General features: G+C 73.9%; 27 protein-coding genes and 2 pseudogenes. 12 read left to right on the plus strand and 17 right to left on the minus strand.

What is annotated here, in order from left to right:
* Positions 1-6 precede the first annotated feature (6 nt).
* Both BGK67_RS29090 and BGK67_RS36650 read left to right on the plus strand, forming a co-directional pair.
* Complete coding sequence (locus BGK67_RS29090; RefSeq protein ID WP_079154428.1) at positions 7-855, plus strand: GNAT family N-acetyltransferase; 849 nt, start codon at positions 7-9, stop codon at positions 853-855.
* A complete protein-coding gene (locus tag BGK67_RS36650; protein WP_141754077.1) occupies positions 852-1,781 on the plus strand; it encodes a lysophospholipid acyltransferase family protein in 930 nt (309 codons plus the stop codon). The genes BGK67_RS29090 and BGK67_RS36650 overlap by 4 nt, the downstream gene beginning before the upstream one ends.
* On the opposite strand, the gene egtD is transcribed toward BGK67_RS36650, so the two are convergent.
* The 4 genes from egtD to egtA are packed head-to-tail and all read right to left on the minus strand — an operon-like array spanning position 1,664 to position 6,013.
* Complete coding sequence (egtD, locus tag BGK67_RS29095; protein ID WP_069922861.1) at positions 1,664-2,638, minus strand: L-histidine N(alpha)-methyltransferase; 975 nt, start codon at positions 2,636-2,638, stop codon at positions 1,664-1,666. The two genes, BGK67_RS36650 and egtD, sit on opposite strands and share 118 nt — an antisense overlap.
* Positions 2,635-3,411, minus strand: coding sequence for an ergothioneine biosynthesis protein EgtC (gene egtC, locus BGK67_RS29100; RefSeq protein WP_069922862.1), 777 nt, complete (start codon positions 3,409-3,411; stop codon positions 2,635-2,637). The genes egtD and egtC overlap by 4 nt, the downstream gene beginning before the upstream one ends.
* Positions 3,411-4,715, minus strand: a complete 1,305-nt coding sequence (egtB, locus tag BGK67_RS29105; RefSeq protein ID WP_069922863.1) for an ergothioneine biosynthesis protein EgtB — start codon at positions 4,713-4,715, stop codon at positions 3,411-3,413. Before egtB ends, egtC begins: the two co-directional genes overlap by 1 nt.
* Positions 4,712-6,013: an ergothioneine biosynthesis glutamate--cysteine ligase EgtA gene (egtA, locus tag BGK67_RS29110; RefSeq protein WP_069922864.1), complete on the minus strand. Its 1,302-nt coding sequence runs from the start codon at positions 6,011-6,013 to the stop codon at positions 4,712-4,714. The genes egtB and egtA overlap by 4 nt, the downstream gene beginning before the upstream one ends.
* Before the next feature lie 119 nt (positions 6,014-6,132).
* Between egtA and BGK67_RS29115 the strand changes: the two genes are divergently transcribed.
* Entirely contained in the window at positions 6,133-6,966 is an 834-nt protein-coding gene (locus tag BGK67_RS29115; protein WP_069922865.1) for a TIGR02452 family protein, read from the plus strand.
* Positions 6,967-7,006: 40 nt separating this feature from the next.
* Here the strand turns inward: BGK67_RS29115 and BGK67_RS29120 are convergent, their stop codons facing one another.
* From BGK67_RS29120 to BGK67_RS40250, 3 genes and pseudogenes are all read right to left on the minus strand, one after another.
* Entirely contained in the window at positions 7,007-8,815 is a 1,809-nt protein-coding gene (locus BGK67_RS29120; RefSeq protein WP_069922866.1) for an immunity 49 family protein, read from the minus strand.
* Positions 8,816-8,908: 93 nt separating this feature from the next.
* The gene (locus BGK67_RS29125; protein WP_069922867.1) at positions 8,909-9,373 is read right to left on the minus strand and encodes a type II toxin-antitoxin system PemK/MazF family toxin; all 465 of its coding nucleotides are present in this window, start codon (positions 9,371-9,373) and stop codon (positions 8,909-8,911) included.
* A 60-nt stretch (positions 9,374-9,433) separates the two neighbouring features.
* Positions 9,434-9,538, minus strand: a pseudogene (locus tag BGK67_RS40250) (methyltransferase); the annotation flags it as partial.
* A gap of 182 nt (positions 9,539-9,720) precedes the next feature.
* On the opposite strand from BGK67_RS40250, the pseudogene BGK67_RS36655 reads away from it, so the two are divergent.
* Positions 9,721-10,173, plus strand: a pseudogene (locus BGK67_RS36655) (aminoglycoside phosphotransferase family protein); the annotation flags it as partial.
* 8 nt (positions 10,174-10,181) lie between these two features.
* Here the strand turns inward: BGK67_RS36655 and BGK67_RS29135 are convergent.
* Together BGK67_RS29135 and BGK67_RS40255 are read right to left on the minus strand one after the other, a co-directional pair.
* The gene (locus tag BGK67_RS29135; protein WP_069922869.1) at positions 10,182-11,582 is read right to left on the minus strand and encodes an amidase; all 1,401 of its coding nucleotides are present in this window, start codon (positions 11,580-11,582) and stop codon (positions 10,182-10,184) included.
* A gap of 345 nt (positions 11,583-11,927) precedes the next feature.
* On the minus strand, positions 11,928-12,197 hold the full coding sequence (locus BGK67_RS40255; RefSeq protein WP_244291535.1) for a hypothetical protein: 270 nt from the start codon (positions 12,195-12,197) through the stop codon (positions 11,928-11,930).
* Between BGK67_RS40255 and BGK67_RS29140 the strand changes: the two genes are divergently transcribed.
* The 6 genes from BGK67_RS29140 (at position 12,127) to BGK67_RS29165 (ending at position 19,154) form a co-directional block, all read left to right on the plus strand.
* A complete protein-coding gene (locus BGK67_RS29140) occupies positions 12,127-13,074 on the plus strand; it encodes a LacI family DNA-binding transcriptional regulator (RefSeq protein WP_244291519.1) in 948 nt (315 codons plus the stop codon). The two genes, BGK67_RS40255 and BGK67_RS29140, sit on opposite strands and share 71 nt — an antisense overlap.
* A 216-nt stretch (positions 13,075-13,290) precedes the next feature.
* A complete protein-coding gene (locus BGK67_RS29145; protein WP_069922871.1) occupies positions 13,291-14,490 on the plus strand; it encodes a thiolase family protein in 1,200 nt (399 codons plus the stop codon).
* A gap of 200 nt (positions 14,491-14,690) precedes the next feature.
* Positions 14,691-16,130: an aldehyde dehydrogenase family protein gene (locus BGK67_RS29150; protein WP_069922872.1), complete on the plus strand. Its 1,440-nt coding sequence runs from the start codon at positions 14,691-14,693 to the stop codon at positions 16,128-16,130.
* 81 nt (positions 16,131-16,211) lie between these two features.
* Positions 16,212-16,604, plus strand: a complete 393-nt coding sequence (locus BGK67_RS29155) for a thioredoxin family protein (protein ID WP_069922873.1) — start codon at positions 16,212-16,214, stop codon at positions 16,602-16,604.
* Between the two features lie 41 nt (positions 16,605-16,645).
* On the plus strand, positions 16,646-18,073 hold the full coding sequence (locus BGK67_RS29160; RefSeq protein WP_069922874.1) for a dihydrolipoyl dehydrogenase family protein: 1,428 nt from the start codon (positions 16,646-16,648) through the stop codon (positions 18,071-18,073).
* Between the two features lie 313 nt (positions 18,074-18,386).
* Positions 18,387-19,154 carry a metallophosphoesterase gene (locus BGK67_RS29165; RefSeq protein WP_069922875.1) on the plus strand — a complete coding sequence of 256 codons (768 nt, stop codon included), beginning with the start codon at positions 18,387-18,389 and terminating at the stop codon, positions 19,152-19,154.
* Here the strand turns inward: BGK67_RS29165 and BGK67_RS29170 are convergent.
* On the minus strand, positions 19,127-19,429 hold the full coding sequence (locus tag BGK67_RS29170; RefSeq protein WP_069922876.1) for a DUF2087 domain-containing protein: 303 nt from the start codon (positions 19,427-19,429) through the stop codon (positions 19,127-19,129). The two genes, BGK67_RS29165 and BGK67_RS29170, sit on opposite strands and share 28 nt — an antisense overlap.
* Here BGK67_RS29170 and BGK67_RS41255 point away from each other — a divergent pair.
* A complete protein-coding gene (locus BGK67_RS41255) occupies positions 19,428-19,868 on the plus strand; it encodes a hypothetical protein (RefSeq protein ID WP_069922877.1) in 441 nt (146 codons plus the stop codon). The two genes, BGK67_RS29170 and BGK67_RS41255, sit on opposite strands and share 2 nt — an antisense overlap.
* Here the strand turns inward: BGK67_RS41255 and BGK67_RS29180 are convergent.
* The 6 genes from BGK67_RS29180 to BGK67_RS29205 form a co-directional block, all read right to left on the minus strand.
* Positions 19,852-20,502 carry a hypothetical protein gene (locus BGK67_RS29180; RefSeq protein WP_069922878.1) on the minus strand — a complete coding sequence of 217 codons (651 nt, stop codon included), beginning with the start codon at positions 20,500-20,502 and terminating at the stop codon, positions 19,852-19,854. The two genes, BGK67_RS41255 and BGK67_RS29180, sit on opposite strands and share 17 nt — an antisense overlap.
* Positions 20,499-20,951: a DUF6114 domain-containing protein gene (locus tag BGK67_RS29185; RefSeq protein ID WP_069922879.1), complete on the minus strand. Its 453-nt coding sequence runs from the start codon at positions 20,949-20,951 to the stop codon at positions 20,499-20,501. Before BGK67_RS29185 ends, BGK67_RS29180 begins: the two co-directional genes overlap by 4 nt.
* Positions 20,942-21,571 carry a DUF6230 family protein gene (locus BGK67_RS29190; RefSeq protein ID WP_069922880.1) on the minus strand — a complete coding sequence of 210 codons (630 nt, stop codon included), beginning with the start codon at positions 21,569-21,571 and terminating at the stop codon, positions 20,942-20,944. Before BGK67_RS29190 ends, BGK67_RS29185 begins: the two co-directional genes overlap by 10 nt.
* Before the next feature lie 108 nt (positions 21,572-21,679).
* Complete coding sequence (locus BGK67_RS29195; RefSeq protein ID WP_244291347.1) at positions 21,680-22,435, minus strand: MerR family transcriptional regulator; 756 nt, start codon at positions 22,433-22,435, stop codon at positions 21,680-21,682.
* 28 nt (positions 22,436-22,463) lie between these two features.
* Positions 22,464-23,693, minus strand: coding sequence for a methyltransferase (locus BGK67_RS29200; RefSeq protein ID WP_069924186.1), 1,230 nt, complete (start codon positions 23,691-23,693; stop codon positions 22,464-22,466).
* Between the two features lie 70 nt (positions 23,694-23,763).
* Complete coding sequence (locus BGK67_RS29205; RefSeq protein ID WP_069922881.1) at positions 23,764-24,117, minus strand: tetratricopeptide repeat protein; 354 nt, start codon at positions 24,115-24,117, stop codon at positions 23,764-23,766.
* Between the two features lie 112 nt (positions 24,118-24,229).
* Here BGK67_RS29205 and BGK67_RS29210 point away from each other — a divergent pair, with 112 nt between their 5' ends.
* Complete coding sequence (locus BGK67_RS29210; protein WP_069922882.1) at positions 24,230-25,195, plus strand: pirin family protein; 966 nt, start codon at positions 24,230-24,232, stop codon at positions 25,193-25,195.
* Between the two features lie 286 nt (positions 25,196-25,481).
* On the opposite strand, the gene BGK67_RS29215 is transcribed toward BGK67_RS29210, so the two are convergent.
* A complete protein-coding gene (locus tag BGK67_RS29215) occupies positions 25,482-26,342 on the minus strand; it encodes a YhjD/YihY/BrkB family envelope integrity protein (RefSeq protein ID WP_244291348.1) in 861 nt (286 codons plus the stop codon).
* Positions 26,343-26,640 lie beyond the last annotated feature (298 nt).

Below are 26,640 nucleotides of genomic sequence, written 5' to 3' on the forward strand. Positions count from 1 at the left end.
GCCGCCATGACCATCGCACCCCTGTCCCCGTCCCCCCTCCTCCCCACCGCGACCGGCAGCGCCACCGGCAGCGCCCCCGCTCCCGCACACGTCCCCGTCCCCGTCCCCGTCCCCGTCCCCGTCCAGGGTCCGCGCTACGCCGTACGCCTCGCCCGTGACGAGAACGAGGTGCGCGCCGCCCAGCGGCTGCGCCACCAGGTGTTCGCCGGGGAGCTCGGCGCCCGCCTGGACGGGCCCGAGCCCGGCCTCGACATCGACTCCTTCGACGCCTACTGCGACCACCTCCTGGTCCTCGAAGAGGAGACCGAGCAGGTCGTCGGAACCTACCGGCTGCTGCCCCCCGAGCGCGCCGCCGTCGCCGGACGCCTCTACTCCGAGGGCGAGTTCGACCTCTCCGCCCTCGCCCCCATCCGCCCCGACCTGGTGGAGGTCGGCCGCTCCTGCGTCCACCCCGACCACCGCAACGGCGCCGTCATCGCGCTGATCTGGGCCGGCCTCGCCCGCTACATGGACCGCTCCGGGCACAACTGGCTCGCCGGCTGCTGCTCGATACCGCTCGCCGACGGCGGGGTGCTGGCCGCCGCCACCCGCGAGGCGGCCCTGGCCCGCGCCCTCGCCCCCCAGGAGTACCGGGTCACCCCCCACATCCCCTGGAGCCCCGAGGGCATCACCTTCCCCGCACGTATGGAGCTGCCGCCGCTGCTGCGCGGCTACCTGCGGCTGGGCGCCTGGGTCTGCGGGGAGCCCGCCCTCGACGCCGGGTTCGGCTGCGCCGACCTGTACGTACTGCTGTCCCTGCGCCGCACGAACCCGCGCTACCTCAAGCACTTCCTCTCGCTCGTCCCGGGCGCATGAGCGTCTGGCTGCCCACCTCGCCCTGCACCCCCGAGGCCTGCGCCGGCCACGAGGGGAGCACGGCGAGCGCCCCGCTCGCGGTGCTCCGGCTCACCGCCGCCGTCCTGCTGGTCCTCGCCGGGATCCTCGGCGCCCCACCGGTACGGCTCCTGCCGGCCAGGCCCCGGCACGCGGTGGTGCGGGCCTGGTCGGCCGCGCTGGTCAGGGCGTTCGGTATCCGGATCACCGTGCACGGCAGCCCCGGCCGGGGCGGCGGCCGCCTGATCGTCGCCAACCACATCTCCTGGCTGGACATCCCGCTCGTCGCCGCCGTCCTGCCCTGCCGGATGCTCGCCAAGAGCGACATCCGGTCCTGGCCGGTCCTGGGCCGCCTCGCCGGACGCGCCGGGACCCTGTTCATCGAACGCGAGCGGATCCGCGCCCTGCCGGCCACCGTCGAGGCCCTCACGCGCGCGCTGCTGGACGGCGACCGGGTCACCGTCTTCCCCGAGGGCTCCACCTGGTGCGGGCGCGCCCAGGGCGCCTTCCGCAGGGCGGCCTTCCAATCGGCCCTGGACGCGCGGGTCCCGGTACAGCCCGTCCGGCTCGCCTACCTGCGGTGCGACGGGGACACGGCCGGGGAGCCCGCCTTCGTCGGGGACGACCCGCTGACCGCCTCGCTCTGGCGGATCGCGCGGGCCCGCGGGGTGCGGGCCGAGGTCACGCTGCTGCCGCGGATCCCGCCGGGCCGGCACGCCGACCGGCGGGACCTCGCGGCCGCGGCTCAGACGGCGATCACCCCCGCCTCATCCCTGCCCGGCATCCCGGCTCAGCGCTCCGCGCCGCCGGCGACCGACAGGGACAGGGCGAAACGGCCCGCCGCATCCGTCCACCACTGGACCAACTCCAGCCCGGCCGAGGCGAGTTCCTTGCGCACGCCCTCCTGACGGAACTTCGCGGACACCTCTGTCAGGATCTCCTCACCCGCGGTGAACGGCACCACCAGGTCCAGGGCGCGGATCTTCACCAGCAGATCCGACCTGGCCCGCAGCCGCATCTCGATCCACTCCTGCTCCCGGTTCCACACCGCGACGTGCGCGAAGTCGGCGGTGTGGAAGTCCGCCCCCAACTCCCTGTTGATCACCGCCAGTACGTTCTGGTTGAACTCGGCCGTCACCCCCTGGGCGTCGTCGTACGCCGCCACCAGCACCGCCTCGTCCTTGACCAGGTCCGTGCCGATCAGCAGCGTGTCCCCGGGCGAGAGCATCGCCCGTACGGACGCCAGGAACACCGCCCGCTCCGGCGGCAGCAGGTTCCCGATCGTGCCGCCCAGGAACACCACCAGCCGCGGCCCCGGTGACGCGGGCAGCCGCAGGGCGCGCGTGAAGTCGGCCAGCAGGGCGTGCACCCGCAGCCCCGGATGCTCCTCCAGGAGCGTCCGGGCGGCTCCGGCCAGCGCGCTCTCGCTCACGTCGACCGGGATGTAGGTGTCCAGCGCGGGCATCGCCTCGATCAGGTGCCGGGTCTTCTCCGAGGAGCCGGAACCGAGCTCCACCAGGGTCCGCGCCCCGCTCGCCGAAGCGATCTCCTGGGCCCGCTCCAGCAGGATCTCCCGCTCCGCCCGCGTCGGGTAGTACTCGGGCAACCGGGTGATCTCCTCGAAGAGTTCACTGCCCCGCGCGTCGTAGAACCACTTCGGCGGCAGCGCCTTCGGCGTCCGCGTCAGCCCGCGAGCCACGTCCGCGCGCAGCGCCGTCTCCGCGGTGTGCTCGTCGAGGGTCCGGGTCAACTGGAAGTCACTCACGCTCGCTCCTTCTCCCCCATCGGGGTCTCCTTGAGGGGGGTCAGCTCGACCCGGGTACGGGTGGCGGTCAGCAGGGTCCGGTCGGGCACCTCGCACCAGCGGGAGTCGCGGTCGTACGGCTCCGACGCCACCACCATGCGCTCCGTCTCCGGATCCGCCAGGTACCACAGCGAATCGCCCCAGGCCGTCGCGGCGATGGCCGCCCCGTCCGTCAGCAGCAGGTTCAGCCGCGAGCCCGGAGCGGCCGAGGCCACCTCCACGACCGTGTCGGCCAGCGCCTCGCCCAGGTCCGCTCCGGCCCGCAGCCGGTGCAGGACCAGCGCCCAGACCAGCGCCGAATCGGTGCGCGAGGCCAGCTGGAGCAGCTCCACGGGCGGCAGGCCGAGCGCCAGCGGGGCCGCCGCGTGCGGCCAGTCGCGTATCGCCCCGTTGTGGCTGAACAGCCAGGGCCCGTCCGCGAACGGCGCCGCCGCGGCCTCCCCGTCGGCCCCTGGCCGGGTGGCATCGCGTACGGCCGCCAGCGCGGCCTCGCTGCGCACCACGCGGGCGAGGTCGGCGAAGGTCAGGTCGGACCAGATCGGCCCGGCCCGGCGGTAGCGCGCGGGGACCGGGTCCTCCTCCGCGTACCAGCCGACGCCGAAGCCGTCGGCGTTGACGGTGCCGCTGCGCTGGCGGCGCGGCTCCCAGGACTGGTGCACCAGCGAGTGCTCCGGTTCGCTCAGCAGCCGGCCTAGTGCCACCACCGGGCCCAAGTAGGCGAGATGACGGCACATCAGGCGTCCCTCGCGGTGCGGAAGCCCGAGAAGATCTGCCGGCGCACCGGAAGGTCCCAGTTGCGGAAGGTGCCCCGGCAGGCCACCGGGTCCACCGCGAAGGAGCCGCCGCGCAGCACCTTGTGCTCGGGGCCGAAGAACACCTCCGAGTACTCGCGGTACGGGAAGGCCCGGAACCCCGGATACGGCAGGAAGTCGGACGCCGTCCACTCCCACACGTCGCCGATCAGCTGGCGCACCCCGAGCGGCGAGGCCCCGGCGGGGTAGCTGCCGGCGCGGGCGGGGCGCAGGTGGCGCTGGCCCAGGTTGGCGTGGAGCGGGTCCGGATCCGCGTCGCCCCACGGGTAGCGGCGGGAGCGGCCGGTGGCGGGGTCGTGCCGGGCGGCCTTCTCCCACTCGGTCTCGGTGGGCAGCCGGCGCCCCGCCCAGCGGGCGTACGCGTCCGCCTCGTACCAGCTGACGTGCAGCACCGGCTCCTCGTCGGGAACGGGCTCGGTCACCCCGAACCGGCGGCGCAGCCACTGGCCGGCCTCACGGCGCCAGAACAGCGGGGCCCCGATGCCGTGTTCGCGGATCTGGTCCCAGCCGGCCGGAGCCCACCAGCGGGGCTCGCGGTAGCCGCCGTCCGCGATGAACGCCTGGTACGCGGCGTTCGTCACCGGCACCGTGTCGATCCAGAAAGGCTCCGTGTCCCGGGTGTGCGCGGGCCGCTCGTTGTCCAGCGACCAGGGCTCGGCGGAAGTCCCCATGGTGAACGGACCGCCCGGCACCAGGACTTCGGCCGTCCGGGGCGGCTCGTACGGGGGATCGGGCTCCGGGGCCGACAGCACGGCCTCGCCCCGCCGGAGCTGGTGGGTGATCAGCATCGTCTCGTCGTGCTGCTGCTCGTGCTGGGCGATCATCCCGAAGGCGAAGCCCTCGTCGAGGAGTGCGCTGCCCTCCAGCGGGGTGCTCTCCAGCAGGTCGAGGACCCGGCCGCGCACCTCGGCCGCGTACCGGCGGGCTTCGGCCGGCCCCAGCAGCGGCAGCTGCGGCCGCTCGGAGCGGGGGTGCTGGAACGCGTCGTAGAGGGGGTTGATCTCGGGGCGCATCGACTCGCGTCCGGCGACGCGGCCGAGCAGCCACAGCTCCTCCTGGTTCCCGATGTGAGCCAGGTCCCAGACCAGCGGGGACATCAGGGGGGAGTGCTGGGCGGCCAGGTCCCGGTCGGTCACCGGGTCGGTGAGCGCGGCCGTGCGGGCCCGCGCGGCGATCAGCGCGGCGGCCGCCCGCTCGCGCGGGCCGGGGTCGGCTCCGGTGGTCATCGGCGGGCCTCCTTTGCGGCGGCGGACAGCGGCCGGGGCGGGTCGTCGGCCGGGCAGCGGCCGCGCAGCACGAAGCGTTCGGTGAAGGCGCCGACCGTCTCCCGGACGTGATCGCTCGCCCCGAGCCGGGGCAGCGCCTCGGCGGCGGCCCGGAAGCAGGTCTTGGCGGCGGCCCGCAGTTCCGGATCGGTCAGGCCGTGCCGGGCGGCGGCCAGCCACAGGGGGTTGCGGGGTGCGGGTGCGGAGCCGTAGGCGTCGGCGAGCGCCTTGGTCACCCGGTACGCGGTCTCCGCGGCCTCGGGATCGTCGAAGAGCGCGTGCACGACGGCCACCGGGACCAGCCAGCCGTCGTCGCCGGGCTGCGCGTCGATCATCCGCAGCTCCAGGTGGCCGCGCGGCCGCACCGGTGGGAAGAGCGTGGTCAGGTGGTACTCCAGGTCCTCCGCGGTGGGGGGCCGCAGCCCCGGGTGGACCGGGTCGCCGCCCGTGCGCAGCCAGTCGCGGAAGGTCAGGCCGCGGGGGATCGTCCACGGCTCGCCGTCGTGCGACCGGACGCACATCACCTCGGTGTCCAACGCCTGACGGGTCCACCCGTCGCGCGGCGGACCGTCCAACGGCGGAGCGAGCGAGCGCCGGCTGTCGATGTCGGCCCAGTTCCCCTGCCGGGCACAGCGCCAGTCGGCGTACGGGCCCTCGTACGCGGGGGAGTTGGCGAAGGCGGCCACCAGGACCGCGCCGAGCAGGTGCGCGAGCCGCCAGCGCCGGCTGTGGCCGAGCACGCCGGGCTCCTCGTATCCGGCGTCGACGCAGACCTGCACGGAGGCGGAGGCGCGCATCATGGCGCGCCCGGCCGGGCCGGTGCGGTCGAAATAGGCCTCCATCGCGTCGTAGCGCGGGCTGGCCAGCAGCCGGCGGTGGGGGACGCGCGGATCCTGTCCGTGGCCCTCCAGGAGCAGGCCCTGCGCCCGCAGGGCGGCCCGTACGGCGGTGAGGTCGGACTGGAGGCCGTCCACGCAGCGGCTGAGGGAGGTCGCGGGGGCCGAGCTGAGCTCCAGCTGGCCGCCGGGCTCGACGGTCACGCGGGAGTTCAGGGGCAGGGCGTGTGCGGCGCTGTGCGCGGCCCGCAGCCGCTCGGGCGACACCGGCCGGCCGGGCCGCTCGGCGTCCAGGACCAGCCATTCGAGCTCGGCACCGAGGAGGCGGGGCGGGCCGGTCTTGAAGCAGATGCCGTGGACGAGGTCCTCGGCCTGCTCCTCGGACAGGGGTGTGGGCGGGGGAGCGGGTGAGACCTGTGGCATGACCGGGTCCTCTTCTCCTGTCGTCGGTCGTGACGTCGGTCGTGACATCACCCGTGCCTACCCGTCTGTCGGGTGCAAAATCCTTTTACCTTTGGGGCTTCGGTGCGCAGGATTCCAGTGTGAGCAGCAGATTGCGTGAGATCGCGCGGGAGAACGCGGACATCGTGGCGGCCGGTGGCTACCGGACGCGGTCGGGACGGCGGGTGGATCTGGCCGCCGCCCTGGCGGAAGCCAAGGCAGGAACCAGAATATATGGACCAAACTGGGCGATTCCAGGTGAAGGGATCGCCGGGGGCGGGGAGGGGACGGCCGTCGAGGTCACCGGGGAGAGCAGTACGGCCGCCGCCCGCCGGCTCGCGGAAGGGGACGCTCCGGTAGCGGTGCTGAACTTCGCCTCGGCCCGGAATCCCGGGGGCGGCTACGTCCGCGGAGCCAAGGCGCAGGAGGAGGCCCTGTGCCGCGCCTCGGCTCTCTACGAGACCCTGCTGGAGGCTCCGGAGTACTACGAGGTGCACCGTGCGGAACGCAGCACCTTCTACACCGACCGGGTGATTCACTCGCCCGGGGTCCCCGTCTTCCGCGACGACCGCGGCGATCTGCTGGAGGCGCCGTTCCGCGTGGGCTTCCTGACCTCCCCGGCCCCGAACGCGGGCACGATCCGCCGCCAGGAGCCCGAGCGGGCCGCCGAGATCCCGGGAGCGCTGGTCCGGCGGGCCGGGCTCGTCCTGGAGGTGGCCGCGCTGCACGGATACCGGCGGCTGGTGCTCGGCGCGTGGGGGTGCGGGGTGTTCCAGAACGACCCGGCGGTGGTGGCCGAGGCCTTCCGCGGGCTGCTGGCCGGGCGTTTCGCCGGGGTGTTCGAGCGGGTGGTGTTCGGAATCCTGGACCGCAAGCCGGCGACCCGGGAGGCCTTCGAACGGGCCTTCGGCCGGGCCGCGGGCCAGGGCGGTTAGGGCGCCTCTTCCGGGTCAGGCAAGATCCGAAAGAGACGGTCTAGAAGGGTTCGGCCGCCTGGAGCAGGCGCCCCGGCAGGTAGGCCGACGAGACCCTGATGCTCCAGCCCCGGCGGCGGGCATGGCAGGCCAGGGCCAGGACGTCGAGGCTGACCGCCGCGTCGGGGTGCTCGCCGCGGTCGGCGACGAGGAAGTGGTCGCGATGGGCTTCGAGGGCGTCCAGCAGCGCCAGGTTGAAGCTCTCCTCGTCCCCCTCCACCAGCTGCGACAGGAGTACGGCCGGCGGCTCCTCGAAGCCCCAGCCCTTGGCCCGCGGGGCGTCGGCCAGAGCCCGGTCCGTGGCGGGCCCGGGGTCCTCGCCGCGCAGGTAGTCGTGCAGGGCCCGACGGTAGGAGGCGTAGGCGGAACGGTCCTTCTCGTGGAACGCGGGACCGGTGAGCACGAAGGGGGCGAGGTCCTCGCGGCGGCCGGTGATCAGGGCGAGGAGCACTCCCCGGTGCCACAGCCCGGGGCCGGCGTCCTCGTCCCGCTCGGCCGGGTAGGTGAGCCGCTCCCCGTCGACGGTCACCTCGACCTCGCCTCCGGGCTCGGCGAGCGCCGCACGGAAGACGGTGGAGCTCAGCCGGGCCGCGAGACGCAGGCCCTCCAACTGCGTGTCCGCGGCTTGCGCGGCTGCGGTGGCCTCCGCGGCGTTCGAGGACCGCGCGGCGCGCGCCTTGAAGAGGAGCACGTGGTAGTCCACGGCCCGCGTCAGCTGCCAGACTTCGTGCGGCCCCCCCGGCGCCGGGGTGAGGGCCTCCCGGGCGTACTGCTCGAACTGTGCCTCGGCCTCGGGGTGGACGGGCTGCGGCCGCGCCGGCCGCTCGACCGTGACCGGACCGGCGGCCAGCGCCGCGACCGCGTCGGGCCGGCGGGCCCGGCCGTACGCCCCGACCCGCGGGGCGGCGGCCTCGAAGCCGGTGACCAGCGCCCGCGGCAGATAGCCGGTCTCGACGGGCGGCTGCCAGCCCTCGCGGCGCCGGGCGAGCGCGGCCAGGGCCAGCGGGAGGAGGGGGAGTAGGGAGCGCGGGGCCGGGGCGGGGCCGCCGCCGGGGGTGGTGGCGCCGAGTTCGGCGTACGGGAGCAGCAGCGCGGCCAACTCCTCGCGGAAGGCCTCCCGGTCGCCTTGGGCCAGGGCGCGCAGCGCGCGCAGCCCGGCGCTGTGCGGGTGGCCCGCGAGGTCCTCCGCGCTCCCGGCCTGGCGGTCGGCGATCCGGGCGAGTGCGGTGTCGAGCGCGGCGAGCTTCTCCCCGCGGGTCGGCGGGACCTTCTGGTACTCCCTGCCGATGTCGCCGCTCACATAGGCGAGCAGACCGTTGATCAGCTCGCCCGAGGGCGTTCCGGCGCTGTCCCGCTGGGGCTCCCTGCGGGCGAAGTGGAAGGCCTCGCCGTGGAGTTCGGTCTTGTCGACGAGAACGGCGAGGCAGAAGGCCTCGATCCACCGCTCGGCGCTGACCGGCTCCGGGAGCCCGTCGGGTTCGGCGTCGTAGCGCAGGCCGAAGTCCGCGTAAGAGGTCAGGAAGACGTCGAACGGTACGCGCGGGTAGTACGCGCCGTAGGCCACGGCTCCGGCGGCGGCCTCGGCGGCGTCGCCGAGCGCGGCCTTCGCTTCCGCGGTGTCGAGAGCGGGCACCTCGACCGAGAGGGCGCCCAGGTAGTCGAGGAACTCCCGTGCGATCAGCCACCAGGTGTGGCCGGTCACCGGACCGGCCTTCGCCAGGGAGTGGACCTGCCCGCCGATCCGTCGGCCGAAGTCAGCACGGGCCGCCGACAGCGCGGCCCCGTCCACCTGGTGTCGCTCGATCCGCACTGCCGTCCGCTCCCCTTGCTCTGCCTCTACCGCGCCCCCAGGCTAAAGGGGCGTGCGGTGAGGCAGCCCGGCGGGTGGCCGTTCTCCGTGCGGCTACCGCCAGCCGTAGCGCTGGCGCAGGCGGTCGACCACCAGTTGGAAGCGGCCCCGGTCCAGGGCGCAGGCCTCGCGCCGCATGCCCGCCTCGTGCACGCGCAGCACCCGGTCGACGTCCACCCAGGACTCCCGGCCCGCGCTGTCCCACGGACCGGTGCCGATGGGCACCCACTCCCGGTCGCGGTCGTGCCTCTTGCTGGACAACTGCACCGCGAGCAGCGTCCGTCCGCCCGGCTCCCGCGCCACGACCAGCACCGGGCGGTCCTTGCCGCGGCCGTCGTTCTCCTCGTACGGGACCCAGGTCCAGACGATCTCGCCGGGATCCGGATCGCCGTCGGGGTCGGGCGCGTAGGAAGTCCGTACGGGTCCGATGGCGCGCGGATCGGCCTCGGTGGTGGCGGTGTGGCCGTCGCGGCCGGGCTGGTCGGCGCGGTGGTTGCCGTGGGGGGAGAGGGCCGTCATCCGGGTGAGGTTAGCGGGTCGGGGTTCCGCTTGCCCGGCACCCGCGGCCGGCCGTCGCGGTTACGCGGTGACCAGGGCCATGACGAGGCCGTCGTAGCCCTTGCTGCCGACGGTCTGCAGGGCGGTGGCAGTGAGCCGGGGGTGCTCGGCGATCAGCTCGGTGAACGTACAGCGGATCGGCGTTCATCAACAGCCGTTGTGGGGGCTCTGGCGCCGAGGCGGAGACCGACGCGGTGACGGGTCCCGGAGCGGGACTGGCGCGTAAGGTGCCCGGATGGTCGGGATTCCGGAGGCGTTCGCGCGGTGCACGCTGGAGCGCGAGCGAGGCGCCGGGGCGGCATGGACGGCGGCTGGGCCGCCGTCTCGCCGTCCCCGCGCCGCCCGGCCTGCCCCGGCTGCGGGAGCGGGCCGACGCCTGGGAGGAGCGGTTGCGCGAGGACGCCGGAGCGCTGCCGCACTTTCTGCCGTGCCACGTGGTGGGCGCCGCGGTGGCGGCCGTCGACCCCAAGGGCTGCGCGGGAGACCCCGCCTATGACGGCGGCACCCTGCTCAAGGCGCGCACACCGGCCCTGCTCCAGTCCGACGACCTGGGCAGGGCCGTCTACCGCGTCCTGGACCTGTTCGCCGAGGCCGCCGAACTCGACCGTGAACGCGTCCGGCGCTGGGCCCAGTTCCATGCCGTGCAAGCCGCGTTCGGGGGCCGCCGCCATGGGTTCCGGATCGCCCGCAGCGGGCCGCGACGGGACTTCCTGACCGCCTTCGTCGGGCATCTGGCCGAGTTGCTCACGGACGGGGCGTGAGCCGAGGGCTACCGGCTCCCGCAGTTCCCGGCCCACTGCTCGGCCCACTCCCCGGCCCATCGTCCGGCCCATCCCTCCGCCGACTCCACCTGCGCCGCGAGGCTCAGCAGTGTGGGCTCGGAGTCGCCCGGGCCCAGCAGCTGGGCTCCGACCGGCAGGCCGTCCTCCGTGAAGCCCGCCGGGATGTTCACGCCCGGCCAGCCCAGGACGTTCCACGTCCAGGCGTACGGACAGGCGGCGATCATCGCCCGGTCCGTGGCCATCGCCCCCAGGCCGGACAGTGCTCCGATCCGCAGGGGCGGGGTGGCCGTCGTGGGGGTCAGGACCACGTCGAAGCGGTGGAAGATCTCCCCGACCCGCCGGCGCAGGACCGACTCCGCCCGCCGGGCCGCCCGCAGCGGCAGGCCGCCCAGGATCCGGCCCGTCCGCACCGCCTCGTGCGTACGGGGGTCCAAAAGCGCGGCATCCGGGACCCGCGACACCCAGTCCCGTACGCCGCTCGTAGCCCGGGGCACGAAGGTCAGACCGATCGGCCCGTAGCGCGGGTCCTCCGGGACCACCTCGTGCCCCAGCGACTCCAGCCGCCCCGCCAGCCGCTCCACCGCCGAACGGACCTCCGGGTCCAGCGACTTGGGCGTCGCCGTGAACGGCATCGCGAACGAGAGCGCGATGCGCAGCCGGCGCGGGGTGCGACGGGCCGCCTCGACGGCCGAGATGAGGGCCGGGCGGTGCAGGTCCTCGGGGTGCGGACCGCTCGCGGCGTCCAGCAGCAGCGCCGCGTCGGCGACGGTGCGGGCCAGTACGCCGTTGACCGTGAGCCCGTGGAAGGACTCCGGCTCCGGCCAGGTGGAGATGCGCCCGCGCTGCGGCTTCACGCCTATCAGGTGCGTCCATGAGGCGGGGATGCGGACCGAGCCGGCGCCGTCGGAGCCGAGCGCCGCCGGGACCAGCCCGGCGGCCACCGCGGCCGCCGAGCCGCCTGAGGAACCGCCGGGCGTGTAGGCGGGGTTCCACGGGTTGCGGGTCGCACCGAAGGCCCCGCCCTCGGTGAACGGCCACTGGCCCAGCTCCGGCGTCTGGGTCTTGCCGACGATCACCGCGCCGGCCGCGCGCAGCCTGCGGACCGCCTCGCTGTCGGCGGTCTTGGCGGGGAAGTCCCCGGCGCAGCCGAAGAAGGTCCGCTCGCCGGTCACGTCCATGTCGTCCTTCACGGCGAGCGGGACCCCCAGCAGCGGAAGCCGCTCGCCCGCGGCCAGCCGCCGGTCCGCGGCGTCCGCCTCCGCGAGGGCCGCCTCGGCGCGCACGGTCCGGAAGGCGTTCAGCTCCGGCTGGGCGGCCGCGATCCGGTGCAGCGAACACTCCGTCAATTCCCGGGCGGAGACGGTTCCTTCGGAAAGGGCCGCCACCATCTCCACCAGGCTCGCGGGCCCGCCGGGGCCGTACCCGGAACCGGAGCCGTACCCGGAGCCGCCGGCGGCCGGTCCGGCCGCCGGGACCGTTGACGCTGAAGGATCACACACCGCGACCACTCCCCCTTACCGATCGGTAGGGAGACCGTAGTGGGGAGTGGCGGGGATGACTAGGTGCACCCCCCCAGCCCTGGGATCAGGCCGAAGTTCGCGGGGGGGCGCGCCGCCCTGTCGCGACAGCGGGGTGCGACGGAGCGCGACAGGGCGACGGCACGACGGGGGACACGAGACGGCGTGCCGGGCGAAGAGGGTGCGAGGCAGGCATTACACGTGTCAATGAATCGTTCAACCACTGTGTGGCATTCGATTCAGGCCATCCGCCAGACCCCCGCCGCGACCGGTCTGGAAAAATGCCACGGCAATGTCCCAGTCATCGAAATCGCCGAAGCCGCCGGTGCCGAAATCGCCGAAATCGCCGAAACCGGCGGCCGCTTCCGAAGCCGGATCCGTCGTGCCGCCGCCCGCATCGCCCCCGCCGCCGCCCGTGCCGACCAGCGCCGACGTGGCCCGGCTCGCGGGGGTGTCGCGCGCGACGGTCTCGTACGTCCTGAACAACGCGGAGGCCGTGCGCATCAGCGAGCCGACCCGCCGCAAGGTGCGCGCGGCCGCCGAGGAACTCGGCTACGTCCCGCACGCGGCGGCCCGCAGCCTGCGCGCCGGACGCACCCGGATCGTGCTGCTGCCCACCTCGCACGTGCCGATCGGGCCGCTGTACAGCACCTTCCTCAACGAACTCCAGTGGGCGCTGCGCCGGCTCGACTACACCGTGGTCCAGTACGGGAGCCTCGGCCTCAGCGGTGACGAGGCCGCCCGTGCCGTCTCGGCGCACAACGTGGCCACCCTCAAGCGGGCCGGGGCCCGCGCGGTGATCGCCATGGGGCCGGTCGGCGTGCCCGGAGCGCACGCGCTGGTCATGAACCAGGAGGAGGTCGGGGCCCGCGCCGCCGCCCACCTGATCGCACGCGGCCGGCGCCGGATCGGCGTGGTCGTGCCCGAGGAGGACGGGCTGGAGCTGTTCTCCGGGCCCCGGCTCGCGGGTGCCCGACAGGCGGCGGGGGCCGCGGCCGGTCCCGCGGTGGGGATCGAGGCCCTGCCGATGGCCTACTCCGAGGAGTCGGCCGCGGCGCTCGCGGCCCGCTGGCGCGGACTCGGGCTGGACGCCGTCTTCGCGTACAACGACGAGTACGCGATGCTGCTGATGCGGGCCCTGCAGGACGAGGGGCTGCGCGTCCCCGAGGACGTGGCCGTCATCGGCGCCGACGACCTGCTCATCGGCCGGCTACTGCGGCCCCGGCTGAGCACGGTGCAGATCGAGCTGCCGACCGGTGACCACCTGGCCTCGCTCGTGGACCGCGCGGTGCGCGAACCGTCCGAGGTCACGCAGCGGCACGACCTGATGACGGCCGCGGCCGTCCACCGCGAGTCGACCTGACGCGCCGGCGCACCGGGCGCGTCTTCCGGAGCGACCGCGGGGCCCCCGTGCAGCGGAGATCGCTTCCAGAACACTCCACCGGGCGCCGTTGACAGGCGGTGACCTGCGGACGGAGACTGCGGGCGCGTCCCACCGGGCGCGCACGGGGGCGTCCCGCGGTGCCCACCCACGCACCGGAACGCCACCGCCCGTACGGATCCGCCCAGGAGCGAACCCATGAGCATCCGCACCGTCCGCGACGTCTACGTCGTCGACGCCGTCCGCACCCCCATCGGCAAGTTCGGCGGGGCCCTCGCCGGAGTCCGGCCGGACGACCTCGCCGCGCACGTGGTCCGCGCGCTGGTGGACCGTACGCCCGACCTCGATCCGGCGCGCATCGACGACGTCGTCTTCGGCGACGCCAACGGCGCGGGCGAGGACAACCGCGACGTCGCCCGGATGGCGGTCCTGCTGGCAGGCCTCCCGGTGAGCGTCCCCGGGGTCACCGTCAACCGGCTCTGCGGCTCGGGCCTCGAAGCCGTGATCCAGGCCGCCCGGGCCATCGCGCTCGGCGACGCCTCCGTCGGCATCGCGGGCGGCGTCGAATCGATGACCCGCGCCCCCTGGGTGGTGCAGAAGCCCGAACGCACCTTCCCGGCCGGCCACCAGCAGATGTGGTCCACCACGTTGGGCTGGCGGATGACCAACCCGCGGATGCCCGCCGAGTGGACCGTGTCCCTCGGCGAGGGCGCCGAACTCGTCGCCGACAAGTACGCCGTCACCCGCGAGGCGCAGGACGCCTTCGCCCTGGAGAGCCACCGCAAGGCGGCGGCGGCCTGGGCCGCCGGTCTGTACGACGGCGAGGTCGTGCCCTACGAGGGCGTGGACCTCGTACGGGACGAGTGCATCCGTGAGGGTTCCACACCCGAGGCGCTGGCCCGGCTGAAGCCCGCCTTCCGGACGGACGGCCGGGGCACGGTCACGGCCGGCAACGCCTCCCCGCTCAACGACGGGGCCGCGGCACTGCTGTTGACCGACGAGGCCGGGCTGGCCGCCACCGGCCGGGAGCCGCTCGCCCGGATCAGCGCCTCCGCCGTCACCGGAATCGAGCCCCAGCTCTTCGGGCTGGGCCCGGTGGACGCCGTCCAGCAGGCGCTCGGCAAGGCGGGCCGCGGGTTCGGCGACCTCACCGCCTTCGAGCTCAACGAGGCGTTCGCGGCCCAGGCGTTGGGCTGCCTCGCGGCCTGGCCGGAGTTGGACCCGGACGTGGTCAACCCGCGCGGCGGCGCCATCGCGATCGGCCACCCGCTGGGCGCGTCGGGAGCCCGGCTGGCCGGTTCGGTCGCGCACCAGCTGGCGGCGGCGGGCTCCGGCACCGGCATGGCGGCGCTGTGCATCGGGGTCGGCCAGGGCATCGCGCTCGTCCTGGAGCGCTGAGGCCCGTCTTGCGGTCAGGCCGCTCGAGGCGATCCTGAACCCGCCCGGGTTCAGGATCGTCGATCGTTTCCGGTCACCGTCACCCGTCAACTGCCCAATAAGTGAACAGAAGTGACGCCTTCGGTCTGGCACGATGGCGCGTGCTGCCGCCCCCCCGAACGCCCCGGCACCCGCCCATCCCCCCCCGGAGGCACCGCGCCATGCCGCTCCTCGATCCGACGCTCTGGCAGGACGGACCCACCCTCACCGGCGGCGAGGCACCGGTCGTCGAACCCGCCACCGGGCGCACCCTCGCCACCATCGGGCTCGCCGCGCCCGCCGATGTCGCCGAGGCCGCCGTACGGGCCCGGGCCGCGCAGTACGACTGGGCGCGCACCACCCACCCGGAGCGGGCGGCCGTGCTGCGCCGCGCCGGGGACCTGTTCGCCACGCACGCCGAAGAGCTGCGGGAATGGCTGGTGCGGGAGTCCGGCTCGATCCCCGGCAAGGCCGACTTCGAGCTGCACGTGGCCGCGCAGGAGTGCTACGAGGCCGCCGCGCTGGCCTCCCGCCCGACCGGGCAGGTGCTGCCGAGCGAGGCGCCCCGGCTCTCGTTCACCCGACGGGTGCCGGCCGGGGTGGTCGGGGTCGTCGCCCCGTTCAACGCCCCGCTGATCCTGTCGATCCGCTCGGTGGCGCCCGCGCTGGCCCTCGGCAACGCGGTGCTCCTCAAGCCGGACCGGCGCACCGCCGTGTGCGGGGGCCTCGCGCTCGCCGCGGTCTTCGCCGCGGCGGGGCTGCCGGGCGGCCTGCTGCACATCCTGCCGGGCGGCGCCGAGACGGGGGCCGCGGTCGTCGCCGACCCCCGCGTCCGGGTGGTGTCCTTCACCGGCTCCACCGCCGCGGGCCGCTCCGTCGGCGAACTGGCGGGCCGTCACCTCAAGCGTGCGCACCTGGAGTTGGGCGGCAACTCGGCGCTCGTCGTGCTCCGCGACGCGGACGTCGAGGCCGCCGTGGCGCAGGCCTCCTGGGGCTCCTTCTTCCACCAGGGCCAGATCTGCATGACCGCCGGCCGCCACCTCGTGCACGCCTCGCTCTACGACGAGTACGTGGAGCGGCTCGCCGTACGCGCCGAGGCGCTGGCGGTGGGGGACCCGTACCGCGAGCGGGTCCACCTCGGCCCGCTGATCGACCGCGGCCAGGTGGAGCGCGTCCACGCCCTGGTGGAGGCCAGCACCGCACAGGGCGCCAAGCTGGTCGCGGGCGGCACCCACCGGGACCTCTTCTACCGGCCCACCGTGCTCGCGGGCGTCGGTGACGACACGCCCGCCTACGCCGAGGAGGTCTTCGGCCCGGTGGCGCCCGTACGGTCCTTCGTGACGGAGGACGAGGCGGTGGAACTAGCCGCGGCCGGCCCCTACGGGCTCTCCCTCGGCATCGTCACCCGGGACGCGGCGCGCGGCCTGGACCTGGCCGACCGGATCCCGACCGGGATCGCCCACGTCAACGACCAGACGGTCAACGACGAGGCCGTCGTCCCGTTCGGCGGGGTCGGCGCCTCCGGCACCGGGGCCCGGTTCGGCGGTGAGGCCAACCTGGACGCCTTCACCGAGCTGCGCTGGACCACCACCCGCGCCACCCCGGCGGGGCATCCGTTCTAGGCGCCGTCCGGCCGGGGGCGGAATGATGCGGAGACCTCGTTCGTTCAAGCAGCAGAACGCCCAATCAGGAGGCAGGACACCGTGGCTACAGTCGAGCTCACCAAGGAAAACTTCGACCAGACGGTCAGCGAGAACCCGTTCGTGCTGATCGACTTCTGGGCGGGCTGGTGCCGGCCGTGCCTGCAGTTCGCCCCCGTCTACGAGAAGGCCTCGGAGGCGCACCCCGACCTGGTCTTCGCCAAGGTGGACACCGAGGCGCAGCAGGAGCTGGCCGGAGCCTTCCAGATCACCTCCATCCCCACCCTGATGATCATCCGCGATCAGGTGGCCATCTTCGCCCAGCCCGGCGCCCTGCCGGAGGCCGCCCTGACGGACCTCATCGGGCAGGCCCGCGCCCTCGACATGGACGAGGTGCGCGCCAAGATCGCCGCAGAGCAGCAGGGCGCCGGGGAAACCGGCACGCCGGAGGCCTGATTGCGTGACGCCGCCCCCGGCGGGCGGTGACACTGGCCCGTATGACTGAAGCCGTGGAGTACGACGTAGTGGTCCTCGGCGGGGGCCCGGCCGGCGAGAACGTCGCCGACCGGACCCGCGCCGCCGGGCTGAGCACCGCCCTGGTCGAGAGCGAGCTCGTGGGCGGTGAGTGCTCGTACTGGGCGTGCGTCCCGAGCAAGGCCCTGCTGCGCCCGGTGCTCGCCCGGGCCGACGCCCGGCGGGTGCCGGGTCTGGCGGGCGCCGTGGAGGGGCCGCTGGACACGGCGGCGGTGCTCGCGCACCGCGACTACTGGACCGGGAACTGGAAGGACGAGGGCCAGATCGACTGGCTCGACTCGATCGGCGCCCACGTGTACCGGGGCCACGGCCGGCTGTACGGGGTCCGCAAGGTCGCCGTCACCAGCCCCGAGGGTGAGCACCACGTACTGTCCGCCCGCCACGCGGTGGTGGTCGCCACCGGGACCCGGGCCGTGATCCCCGACGTGCCCGGCATGGCCGCGGCCGGGGCCTGGACCAGCCGCGAGGCGACCTCGGCGCAGGCCGCGCCGGGCCGGCTGCTGATCGTGGGCGGCTCGGTGGTGGCAGCGGAGATGGCCACGGCCTGGCAGGGCCTCGGATCGCAGGTCACCGTACTCGTGCGCGGCTCGGGGCTGCTGCCGCGGATGGAGCCCTTCGCGGGCGAGCTGGTCGCCGAGGCGCTGCGCGAGGCCGGCGCGGTGGTCCGTACCGGCGTGGCCGTCGAGGCCGTCGTACGGGACGGCTCCACCGGCCCCGTCAGCGTGGTGCTGGAGGGCGGCGAGATCATCGAGGGCGACGAGCTGCTGGTGGCGACGGGCCGGGCGCCGCGGACCGAGGACATCGGCCTGGAGACCGTCGGGCTGTCCGGGGGGAAGTGGATCGGGGTCGACGACAGCTGCCGGGTGCCCGGGCACGACTGGCTGTACGCCGTCGGGGACGTCAACCACCGCGCGCTCCTGACCCACCAGGGCAAGTACCAGGCCCGCATCGCGGGAGCCGCCATCGCCGCCCGGGCGGCCGGCGGTGCGCCGGACACCGGCCCCTGGGGCGCGCACGCCGCCACCGCGGACACGCGGGCGGTTCCGCAGGTGGTCTTCACCGATCCGGAGGCCGCCGCGGTGGGGCTCAGCCTGGCCGAGGCCGAAGGGGCGGGCCTCCGGGTGCGCGCCGTCGACTACGACCTGTCCAAGGTCTCGGGCGCCGGGCTCTACGCCGACGGGTACCGCGGCCGGGCCCGGATGGTCGTCGACCTGGACCGCGAGATCGTGCTCGGGGCCACCTTCGTCGGCCCGGGCGCCGCCGAGCTGCTGCACACGGCCACCGTCGCCGTGGCGGGCGAGGTCCCGATCGAGCGGCTGTGGCACGCGGTCCCCGCGTTCCCGACGATCAGCGAGATCTGGCTCAGGCTGCTGGAGGCGTACCGAGGGTAGCCGGGCCGGCGGGCGTGACGGCGCCCCGGCTCGGGCGGCTCGGGCGGGCAGCTCCAGGGCGGGCAGCAGGTGGATCTGCGCGTCCACCCACGCCGGCGCAGCCGCGGGCCGGCCCACTGGCCGAGCCGTCGTCGACGTACTCCCAGCGCCGCACGCCGCCTCCCCCCGTCGTGCGTGATCAGCTGACCGAACGGTGGACGGGCCCTCGGACGACGGGTTCCGGGGGGAGGTGTGCGAGGCGTGTGCGCCTGTTGAATGGCCCTGCCACGCTTCTCGAGCACCGCGCTCGACCGGACACAAGGAGGCATCGCCCGTGATCGTGATCGCCCATCTCAGCGACATCCATCTCGACGGCGGCCCGCGGGCGGCCGACCGCACCCGCGCCGTCATGGAGTACCTCGAAGCGCTTCCCCACGACCTCGACGCCGTGCTGGTGAGCGGGGACATAGCCGACCACGGCGCCGCCGACGAGTACGAGGAGGCCGCCGAACTGCTGCGCTCGCGGCACCCGTTGGTGGTCTGCCCCGGAAACCATGACGAGCGGGCCGTCTTCCGGAAGGTGCTGCTGGGGGAGGGGGACGCGGCGTCCGCGGCCCCGGTCGACCAGGTGGTGCGCGGCGACGGCTTCGTGCTGGCGGTGTGCGACTCGTCCGTTCCCGGCGCGGACCGGGGGTTCCTGGAGGACGCCACGCTGGTCTGGCTGGACGGGGTCCTCGCCGCGACCCCGCGCGAGACCCCGGTGCTGGTCGCCTTCCACCATCCGCCGGTCCCGCTGCACACCCCGTACGTCGACGGGATCCGGCAGTTCGGCGAGGAGCGGCTCGCCGCCCTCGTGGAGCGGCACCCGCATCTGACCGCGTTCTTGTGCGGGCACGCCCACACCGCGGCGGCGACCACGTTCGCCGGGCGTCCGCTGCTGGTGGCCCCGGGGGTGGTGTCCGCCCTGCGGCTGCCGTGGGAGCGGCAGGCGGGGCCGGACCACCACGTCCACCTCGACGAGCCGCCCGCCGTCGCCTTCCACGTGCTGGGCGAGGACGGGCGGCTGACGACCCACTACCGGGTGGTCGCCGCCCGCCGGTAGCTGCTGCCGTCCCGGGTCCGGGTGAGGTGGCCCGAGGTGATCAGATAGCGCCGCAGCGCCGAGCAGTCCTCGTGCACCGTCCGCAGCGCGTCGTTCACCTCGGGCTCCGTGTACTCCCGGTCCGCCGCGAAGAGCGTCTGCGTCAGGTGGGCGAGCAACTGCTCGCGCCGGGCCGCCTTGCGCGGGATCGCGGTGAGGCGGCCGCCGGCGAAGAGGTCGGAGACGTCGCGGCGCGGTCCGGCCGAGGGCTCTTGATGTTCAGTGCTCTGTGACATGGCAGGGAGCCTCTCCCGGCACCCGCCGCCCGGGCAACGCAATTTCGCCGGCTCCACACAGGACCGGCTCTGGCAGCTGGACCTCTTCCGGCACGTGGGCCGCGGCGACCTGACCCCCTTCACCGGCTCGCGGCGGAGGAAGATCACCGACCTGATCGCCCTGGCCTCCGTCGTCGGCGGCCTGTTCGGCGGCAGAGGCGGCGGCGGGGTCCAGGCCGCGCTGTCCCTGCTGTCCGCGCAGCAGAAACACGGTCCGGAGGAGGGGACCAGGGTCTGGGAGTCCTTCCGCCCGCGCACCGCTGAGGCGGCGGGCCGGGACGACCAGGGCCCGCCGTCCCGGACGGACTCCGGAGCGGCGGGCCGTGGTGCGCGCGGCCTCGGCAGCGTGGGCCGTGGTGCGCGCGAGGCGTGGTGCGCGCGGGTCAGGGGCCGACGGTGATCTGCTGCGCCGGGGCGGTCGTGTCGGTGACGAGGTAGACCGCGTTGAAGGTGGACGTGGTCGCACTCGTCGGGCAGCCGAACCCGCCGGTGACCTTCACCGGTACGGTCGCGTTGGTGAAGGTGAGGCTGGACGGGGCGCCGTTGGTCCAGGCGCCGCCGACGTTGGCCGCGGCCGTGGGCGCGGTGGTGACCGTGCAGGAGGCCAGCCCGGTCGTCTTGACCACGAGGCCGCCGACCGGCACGGTCATGGTCGCGGTGATCGGGGAGCCGTGCTGCATCGACACCGTCCAGGCACCGCTGGTGGTGACCGTCGGGGTCACCCCGGGCATGCTCGAGGTGCAGGAGCTGTACGTCGGCGCCGAGATCGGGGAGGAGACCGGCCCGGCCGCGTTCTGGTTGCCGGGGGCGGCCGGCACCGTGCCGGTGGCCACGGAGACGTTGCAGGTCACCGTCACCGAACCGGCTTTGAGGGTGGCCTTCCCGCTGAGGGTGGCCTTGAAGGCGTGCCCGGCCGGGGTGACGGTGGTCGACCCGGCCGCCGGTAACGGCGCGGCGGCGGCGGAGACCGAGGCCAGGGAGAGGACTGCGGCGGCGGCGGTGCCGAGGGCGAGCGCGGTGCGCGTACGGCTCATGGCTGTGCTCCTTGGGGATCGTGGTGCGAGGGGGTCGTGGGGGAGGGAGCGGCTGACGGGGCGGCTGGGGGGGCAGCGGAAGGAGGGGTGGAGCGGGTCGCGGCGTTCGGCTGCCAGGCGAACATCAGGCCGCCGCCGAGAATGCCGAGCAAGGTGCCGATGAGGAACCCGCCGAGGTTCGACAGCACCAGGGCGGCGGTGGCGATCAGGGTGGTGAGGACGCCCGCGAGGACGCGCTGAGCGGGGGAGAACCAGGCGGTGAGGCCGAGCACGATCATCACGAGGCCCATCAGGACGGACGGGATCCCCGCCACCCCCTGCTGGAGCATGATCTTCAGTGGTGCCAGCGGCAGCAGGCAGATCCACACCCCGGCGAGGAGGGCGAACAGCCCGCCCCAGAACGGCCTGCCGCGCCGCCACCGCCGCCACCGCCGACGGCTCAGAAGCATTCCTTCTTGCCCTTGCTGATGTCCATGCGCAGCCCGGAGAGCTTGAAGGTGCCGGCGTTGGTCGCCCACGCCGTCTGCTGCAGGTCGGTGATGCTGACCGTGTCGGCCTGCTGGGCGAACAGGTCCTGCATCCCCTGGGCGTCGGCCGGACCCTTGTCGAGGGTGGAGGCGTCGCGCCCGATCTCGATGTTGCTGAAGACCGCGTCACCGGAGAGCTGTGTCGCGTCCACGAAGAGGTTGCTCGCCTCGACGGGCTTCTTCTGGCCCGCCGTCAGGTTCAGCGAGATGTCGCCGATCACCGGGAGCGTGGTGACCACCGACTGGCACAGGCTGTTGAGCTTCGCCTCCCGGATGGCGGTGACGGCCACCGGGATGAGCTCCTCGCGGGCGTTGACGTCGACACTGCCGTACTGGGCGAAGCCCTCGCCCTGCAGGCTCTTCGCCGACACCTTGAACTGCTGCCCCGACACCGCGAACGAGGCGGCGAGCGCCCCCTGCGCGAGGGCGATGCCGAGGCCGGCGGTCACGGCCACGGCGGGTACGGTCAGGACGGCGAACCGCCGCCAGCGGACACGGCCGGAGCCGCGGTCTTCGTCGGGTAAGTGCGGGGAATCCGTCATGAGATCGTCCCTTGTGATCGGCTGTGCACCGTTGTTACCGACGAGTTGAATGTAAGAGTGCCAATGGAGGTTGGCAAGGTTGTGCGAGCGCACCCTTTCGGCCGACTCCTACTGCTCCGTACGCAGCAGTTCGGCGACCTCCTCGTCCACCCGGCGGGCCATCGCCCGGGCGAACTCCGTGGTCACGACCTCTCCGGCCACCGGCCGCAAGGCCGTCACCGCCTCCGTGATGTGCTGGAGTTGCTTGGCCGAAAGCCGCTCCAACCCCGCCGGGCCGATCACATGCCGCCGGAACAGTCCGACAAACCGGTCCGCGAGGGCCGCCGCCTGTGCCTGTACGAACTCTCCCGCGTCCAGGATGTCCGCGAGCGGCACCCCCTCGCGCACCAGCGCCAGCGTCGCGTCCAGCAGGCGGGGGCTGCGGTGGGTGACCAGGTCCCCGTCGACCGTGACGTACCCCAGCTCGGCCGCCCGCCGGGTGTCCTCGGCCGTGGCCGCCGGGCCGAACAGCTCCCGCAGCTCGGCCCGGGTCATCGTGACCGGCTCCTCGCGGACCCAGTCCCGGGTCAGCTCCCGCTCCAGGCCCAGCAGTCCGGACAGGCCGCCGCCGCCCTCCCAGGCCTGCAGGAGCTCGGCGATGCCGTTGACCGTGTAGCCGCGCCCCAACAGGTCGCTGATCAGCCGCAGCCGGGTCAGGTGGTCATCGGAGTACCAGGCGATCCGGCCCTCGCGGCGCGGCGGCGGCAGCAGCCCGCGCTCCTGGTAGTAGCGCAGGTTGCGCACCTTGACCCCGGCCGCGCGGGCCACGTCCTCCCGGCGGTAGCGCCCGCCGCCCGCCCCGTCTCCCACCACCTGGCTGCTCACGCGGCAGAGTGTAGGACGTACTGGCAGGTCACATAGGCCGCGGCCGGTCTTCCTTGACCGCCCGCAGGATCACGAACTTGGGCTCGCTCGCGACGACTTCACTGTTGCCGAAGAGCCGCTGCAGGTGGGTGTGGTAGCCCATGTGCCGGTTGGCGACGATCCACAGCTCGCCGCCGGGCCGCAGCACCTTGCGCGACTGCGCGAACATCCGCAGCGCCGTCGCGTCCGTGGTCGCCTGGTGGGAGTGGAACGGCGGGTTGCTCAGCACCAGGTCCACGGAACCGGGGGCCAGCATCGCGACCCCGTCGCCGACGTGGAACTCCGCCGTCCGCCGGCCCTCGCGGATGTTCGCCCGGTACGTGGCCCGCGCCGAGGCGAGTGCCTGGAAGGACTCGTCCGTGAAGACGACCTCGGCGTCCGGGTCGTGGGCCTGCACCGCCGTGCCGACGACGCCGTTGCCGCAGCCCAGGTCCACGACGCGGGCCCCGTCGGTGTTGGTCGGCAGGTTCTGCAGGAAGAAGCGGGTGCCGACGTCGAGCCGGTCGGCGCAGAAGATCCCGGCGTGGTTGACGACGGTCAGCCCGGAGGCGTACCCGGCGTCCTCGTCCACCGTGTACGTCACGGGCCACGGCCCGGGGGCCGCGGGCCGTGCGGCGTCCGGCGTACCCGGCGTACCGGGCGTACCGGGCGTGCCCGGCGTACTCGGCGTACAGAAGATCAGCCGCGCCTTCTTCTCGGCGAGGGAGGTCTTCGTCGGACCCAGGATCCGCTCGAAGAGCCGCAGGGTGGAGGTGTGGATCTCCTTCACCATGCCGGTGCCGACGACCACGGTGCCGGCGTGGACGTGCGGGGCCAGCCGGTGCAGCTGGTCCTCCAGCAGCGCCAGGCTCTTGGGCACCCGCACCAGCAGCACGTCGATCTTCTCGGGCGGCGGGTCCTGCGTGGTCAGCAGGGTGACCGTCGCCTTGGAGGTCCCGATCCCGTTACGGTCCAGGTTCGCGGCGGTGGCGGAACGGGTGAGGGAGGAGTCGGTGATCTGCGTCGGCCGGTACGCGGCGAGCGCCGTGGTCAGCGCCCCCCAGCGGTCCCCGAGGACGGTGATCTGCCCGGCGCCGGCCAGGTCCACCGGCCCGCGCTCGCCGGTACCGGCGTCGAGATGCCGCAGCAGGTACTCGTCGGCGGCGTCCCAGGCGCGGAGCCGGTCGCGCGGGTCCTCGGGGAAGCGGGTGAGCTCGTAGGAGCCGTAAGGCGTGGTCAGGCGGTTCATATGGGACCCAGGCTAACCGAGCCGGAGCCCGGCCCCCGCACGCGCCGGGCCGGGCGGCCCGCTAGTCCTCGAACTCGCCCGCCATCGCCGCGGCCATCCGCAGGTAGGGACGGGCCTCGGCGGCCCGCCCGGCGCGCTCCAGCGTGCGACCGAGCATCAGCTGTGCGTAGTCCTCCACGGGCCAGCGCTCCAGGATGGCGCGCAGCTCCCGCTCGGCCCGGGACAGCTGGGCGGAGTGGTAGTAGGCGCGGGCCAGCAGCAAGCGGGGCGCCAGCTGCTCCGGGGCCTCGGCCGCCAGCGGGTCCAGGATGCGGGCGGCCGTCGCGTACTCCTTCGCCTCGAAGAAGAGCCGGGCCCGCGCCCAGCGCTCGGCTGCCGTCCCGTGCTCGAAGTACGACGTACTCGTCGCGCTCATCGCGTCCCTTCCGTCCTTACCGCACTCAAGTCGATGTCCGCTGCCTCCAACACGCGGGACCGGGGGAACATTCCACTGACCGGGGCCGCCTCCCCGCCGTTAGGTTGGGGGCATGAGCAATCTCGATCGCCAGTCCGCACTCTCCGTCTGCGGCGGCCGCGGCTTCGTCGTGGCCGAACCGGTACGCGAGCTCCTCAGCCCGCGCACGGTCAAGCTCGGGGAGTCCACCGAGGTCCGACGACTCCTGCCGAACCTGGGCCGCCGCATGGTGGGCGCCTGGTGCTTCGTGGACCACTACGGCCCGGACGACATCGCGGACGAGCCCGGCATGCAGGTCCCGCCGCATCCGCACACCGGACTCCAGACCGTGAGCTGGCTCCACGAGGGCGAGGTGCTGCACCGCGACAGCGTGGGCAGCCTGGCGACGATCCGCCCGCGCGAGCTGGGCCTGATGACCTCCGGCCGGGGCATCAGCCACTCGGAGGAGAGCCCCCGCCCGCACGCCCGCCTCCTGCACGGCGCCCAGCTGTGGGTGGCCCTGCCCGACGCCCACCGCGACGTGGAACCGCACTTCCAGCACCACGCGGAGCTCCCGCGGGTCACCGCCCCCGGCCTGACCGCGACGGTCATCCTGGGCACCCTGGACACGGCCACCTCGCCCGGTACGGCGTACAGCCCGATCGTCGGCGCGGACCTGACCCTCACGGCGGGCACCGAAACCCGCCTTCCGCTCGACCCGGACTTCGAGTACGCGATCCTGTCGATGTCGGGCGAGGCTAACGTCGACGAGGTCCCGGTCCTCCCGGGCTCGATGCTCTACCTGGGCTGCGGCCGCACCGAACTCCCGCTGCGCGCAACCTCGGACGCAAGCCTGATGCTCCTGGGCGGCGAGCCGTTCGAGGAGGAGATCGTGATGTTCTGGAACTGGATCGGCCGGTCCCAGGAGGATATCGCAACGGCCCGCGAGGACTGGATGAACGGCACCCGCTTCGGCGAGGTGAAGGGCTACGACGGCCCTCCGCTGCCGGCTCCAGAGCTTCCCACAACTCGCTTGAAACCCCGAGGCCGTGTGCGCTGATTCGGAGATGCCGCCGAGCAGGGCGCCGACCGCGCTGACCGCCTGACCGTCCTCGTCGCCTGGTCGTATCCGAGCGCAACGGTCGTGTTGTGGATCGCGGCCGCGGTCCTGGCCGCCTTCGCCGTGCGCGAGTTTCTCGACGACGCCAGCGCGAAGAACGTCGGAAGGCGTCGGCATGGCGGTGAGAAGGAACCGCTGCCCTCATGCACACGCCCCGGGAAAGCGAGCGGGGCCGGTGGCTTCACCCGCACCGCGTGCGTCTGCCCCTGCTGGTACGAGGCTGGGGTTACGAACCGCCTCCCTGCACCGCTTCAGCGTCCCGCCGCGCGGGCAGGGTGCCCAGGCGGTGGGCCAGGGGCGTTTCCTGCGCGAGAACGGCGCCCACGGTGATGCTCACGGCGACCGCCGCGCAGACCACGATCAGCCACGACAGGAGGGTGAAGACCGGGCCCAGCGATCCGTACTCGGCCAGCGTCCGGTTGAGCGCCGCCGGCATGTAGAACTGGGCGCTGACCGACAGGGCGGTGACGGCGAGCGCCGTGAGCACGGCGCCGGGCAGCAGCGGGGGCCAGCGGACGGCACCTGCCAGAAGCAGGTGCTGGCTCCACCACCACAAGGCCGTCTGGCACAGCAACGTGAGGGGAGCGCCCAGCCACAGCCCGACACCGAACCCGCCACGCAGTGGGGCCTGCAGCACCAGGACGGCCAGCCAAACGGCGATCCAGACGAACCAGCGCCACGGGGCGACCTTCGTTCCTCCCTTGGGAACCTGCCAAGCCCGCTTGCACAACCGCTGCATCGCACGGCTCACCGCCGTGGCGGAGAGCACCACCATCAAGGACCCGATGATGCCGGTGGTCTCCTGCAAGGACTGGGTGCCGGACTGGTAGACCTGCTCCAGTTGGTGGTCCGCGGCACCCTTGAGCCCGAATACGGCGCGCACGGATGCGAGGAGCTGGTTCCGCACGCCCTGGGGTGCGAAGGAGCCGAACACGAAGAGAAGCGGGACCGCGGTCAGGAAACACTGGGCTGCCAGCCTGGTGGCGGCATCCAGAACGTTCACCGAAAGCATCCGAGCGGTCAGATGCGCGATAACAGGGAAGCGGACTTCCGCGCCCCGTTGCAGGCGCCGCCCGCTCGCCGTCACGTCGTGGGACCTGGCCCGCCACCAAGACGGCCGCAGGATCCCACGCCGACCGGCGGCGTGTGCTGCGTGGCCTTGCGCCGCGGCGACCCCGTCCGCCTGGTCCGCCCCGTCCATGCGACGGTTTCCCGGCTCCATGTCCGGCATCAGGAGGGCCGCAGGGCGCCGATGTCCTGAGGTGTGCCGGTCGCCCTCATCGGCGTTCCTCCAGAAGGCGACCTGGTGCGGGTTCTCACTCGTACAGGGTGCGGGACGGTGCCCTGCTCAGCACCTCGGGGAGACGACGGTGGCGGCAGGGTGT

The sequence above is a fragment of the Streptomyces subrutilus genome (assembly GCF_001746425.1).
GTDB lineage: Bacteria > Actinomycetota > Actinomycetes > Streptomycetales > Streptomycetaceae > Streptomyces > Streptomyces subrutilus_A.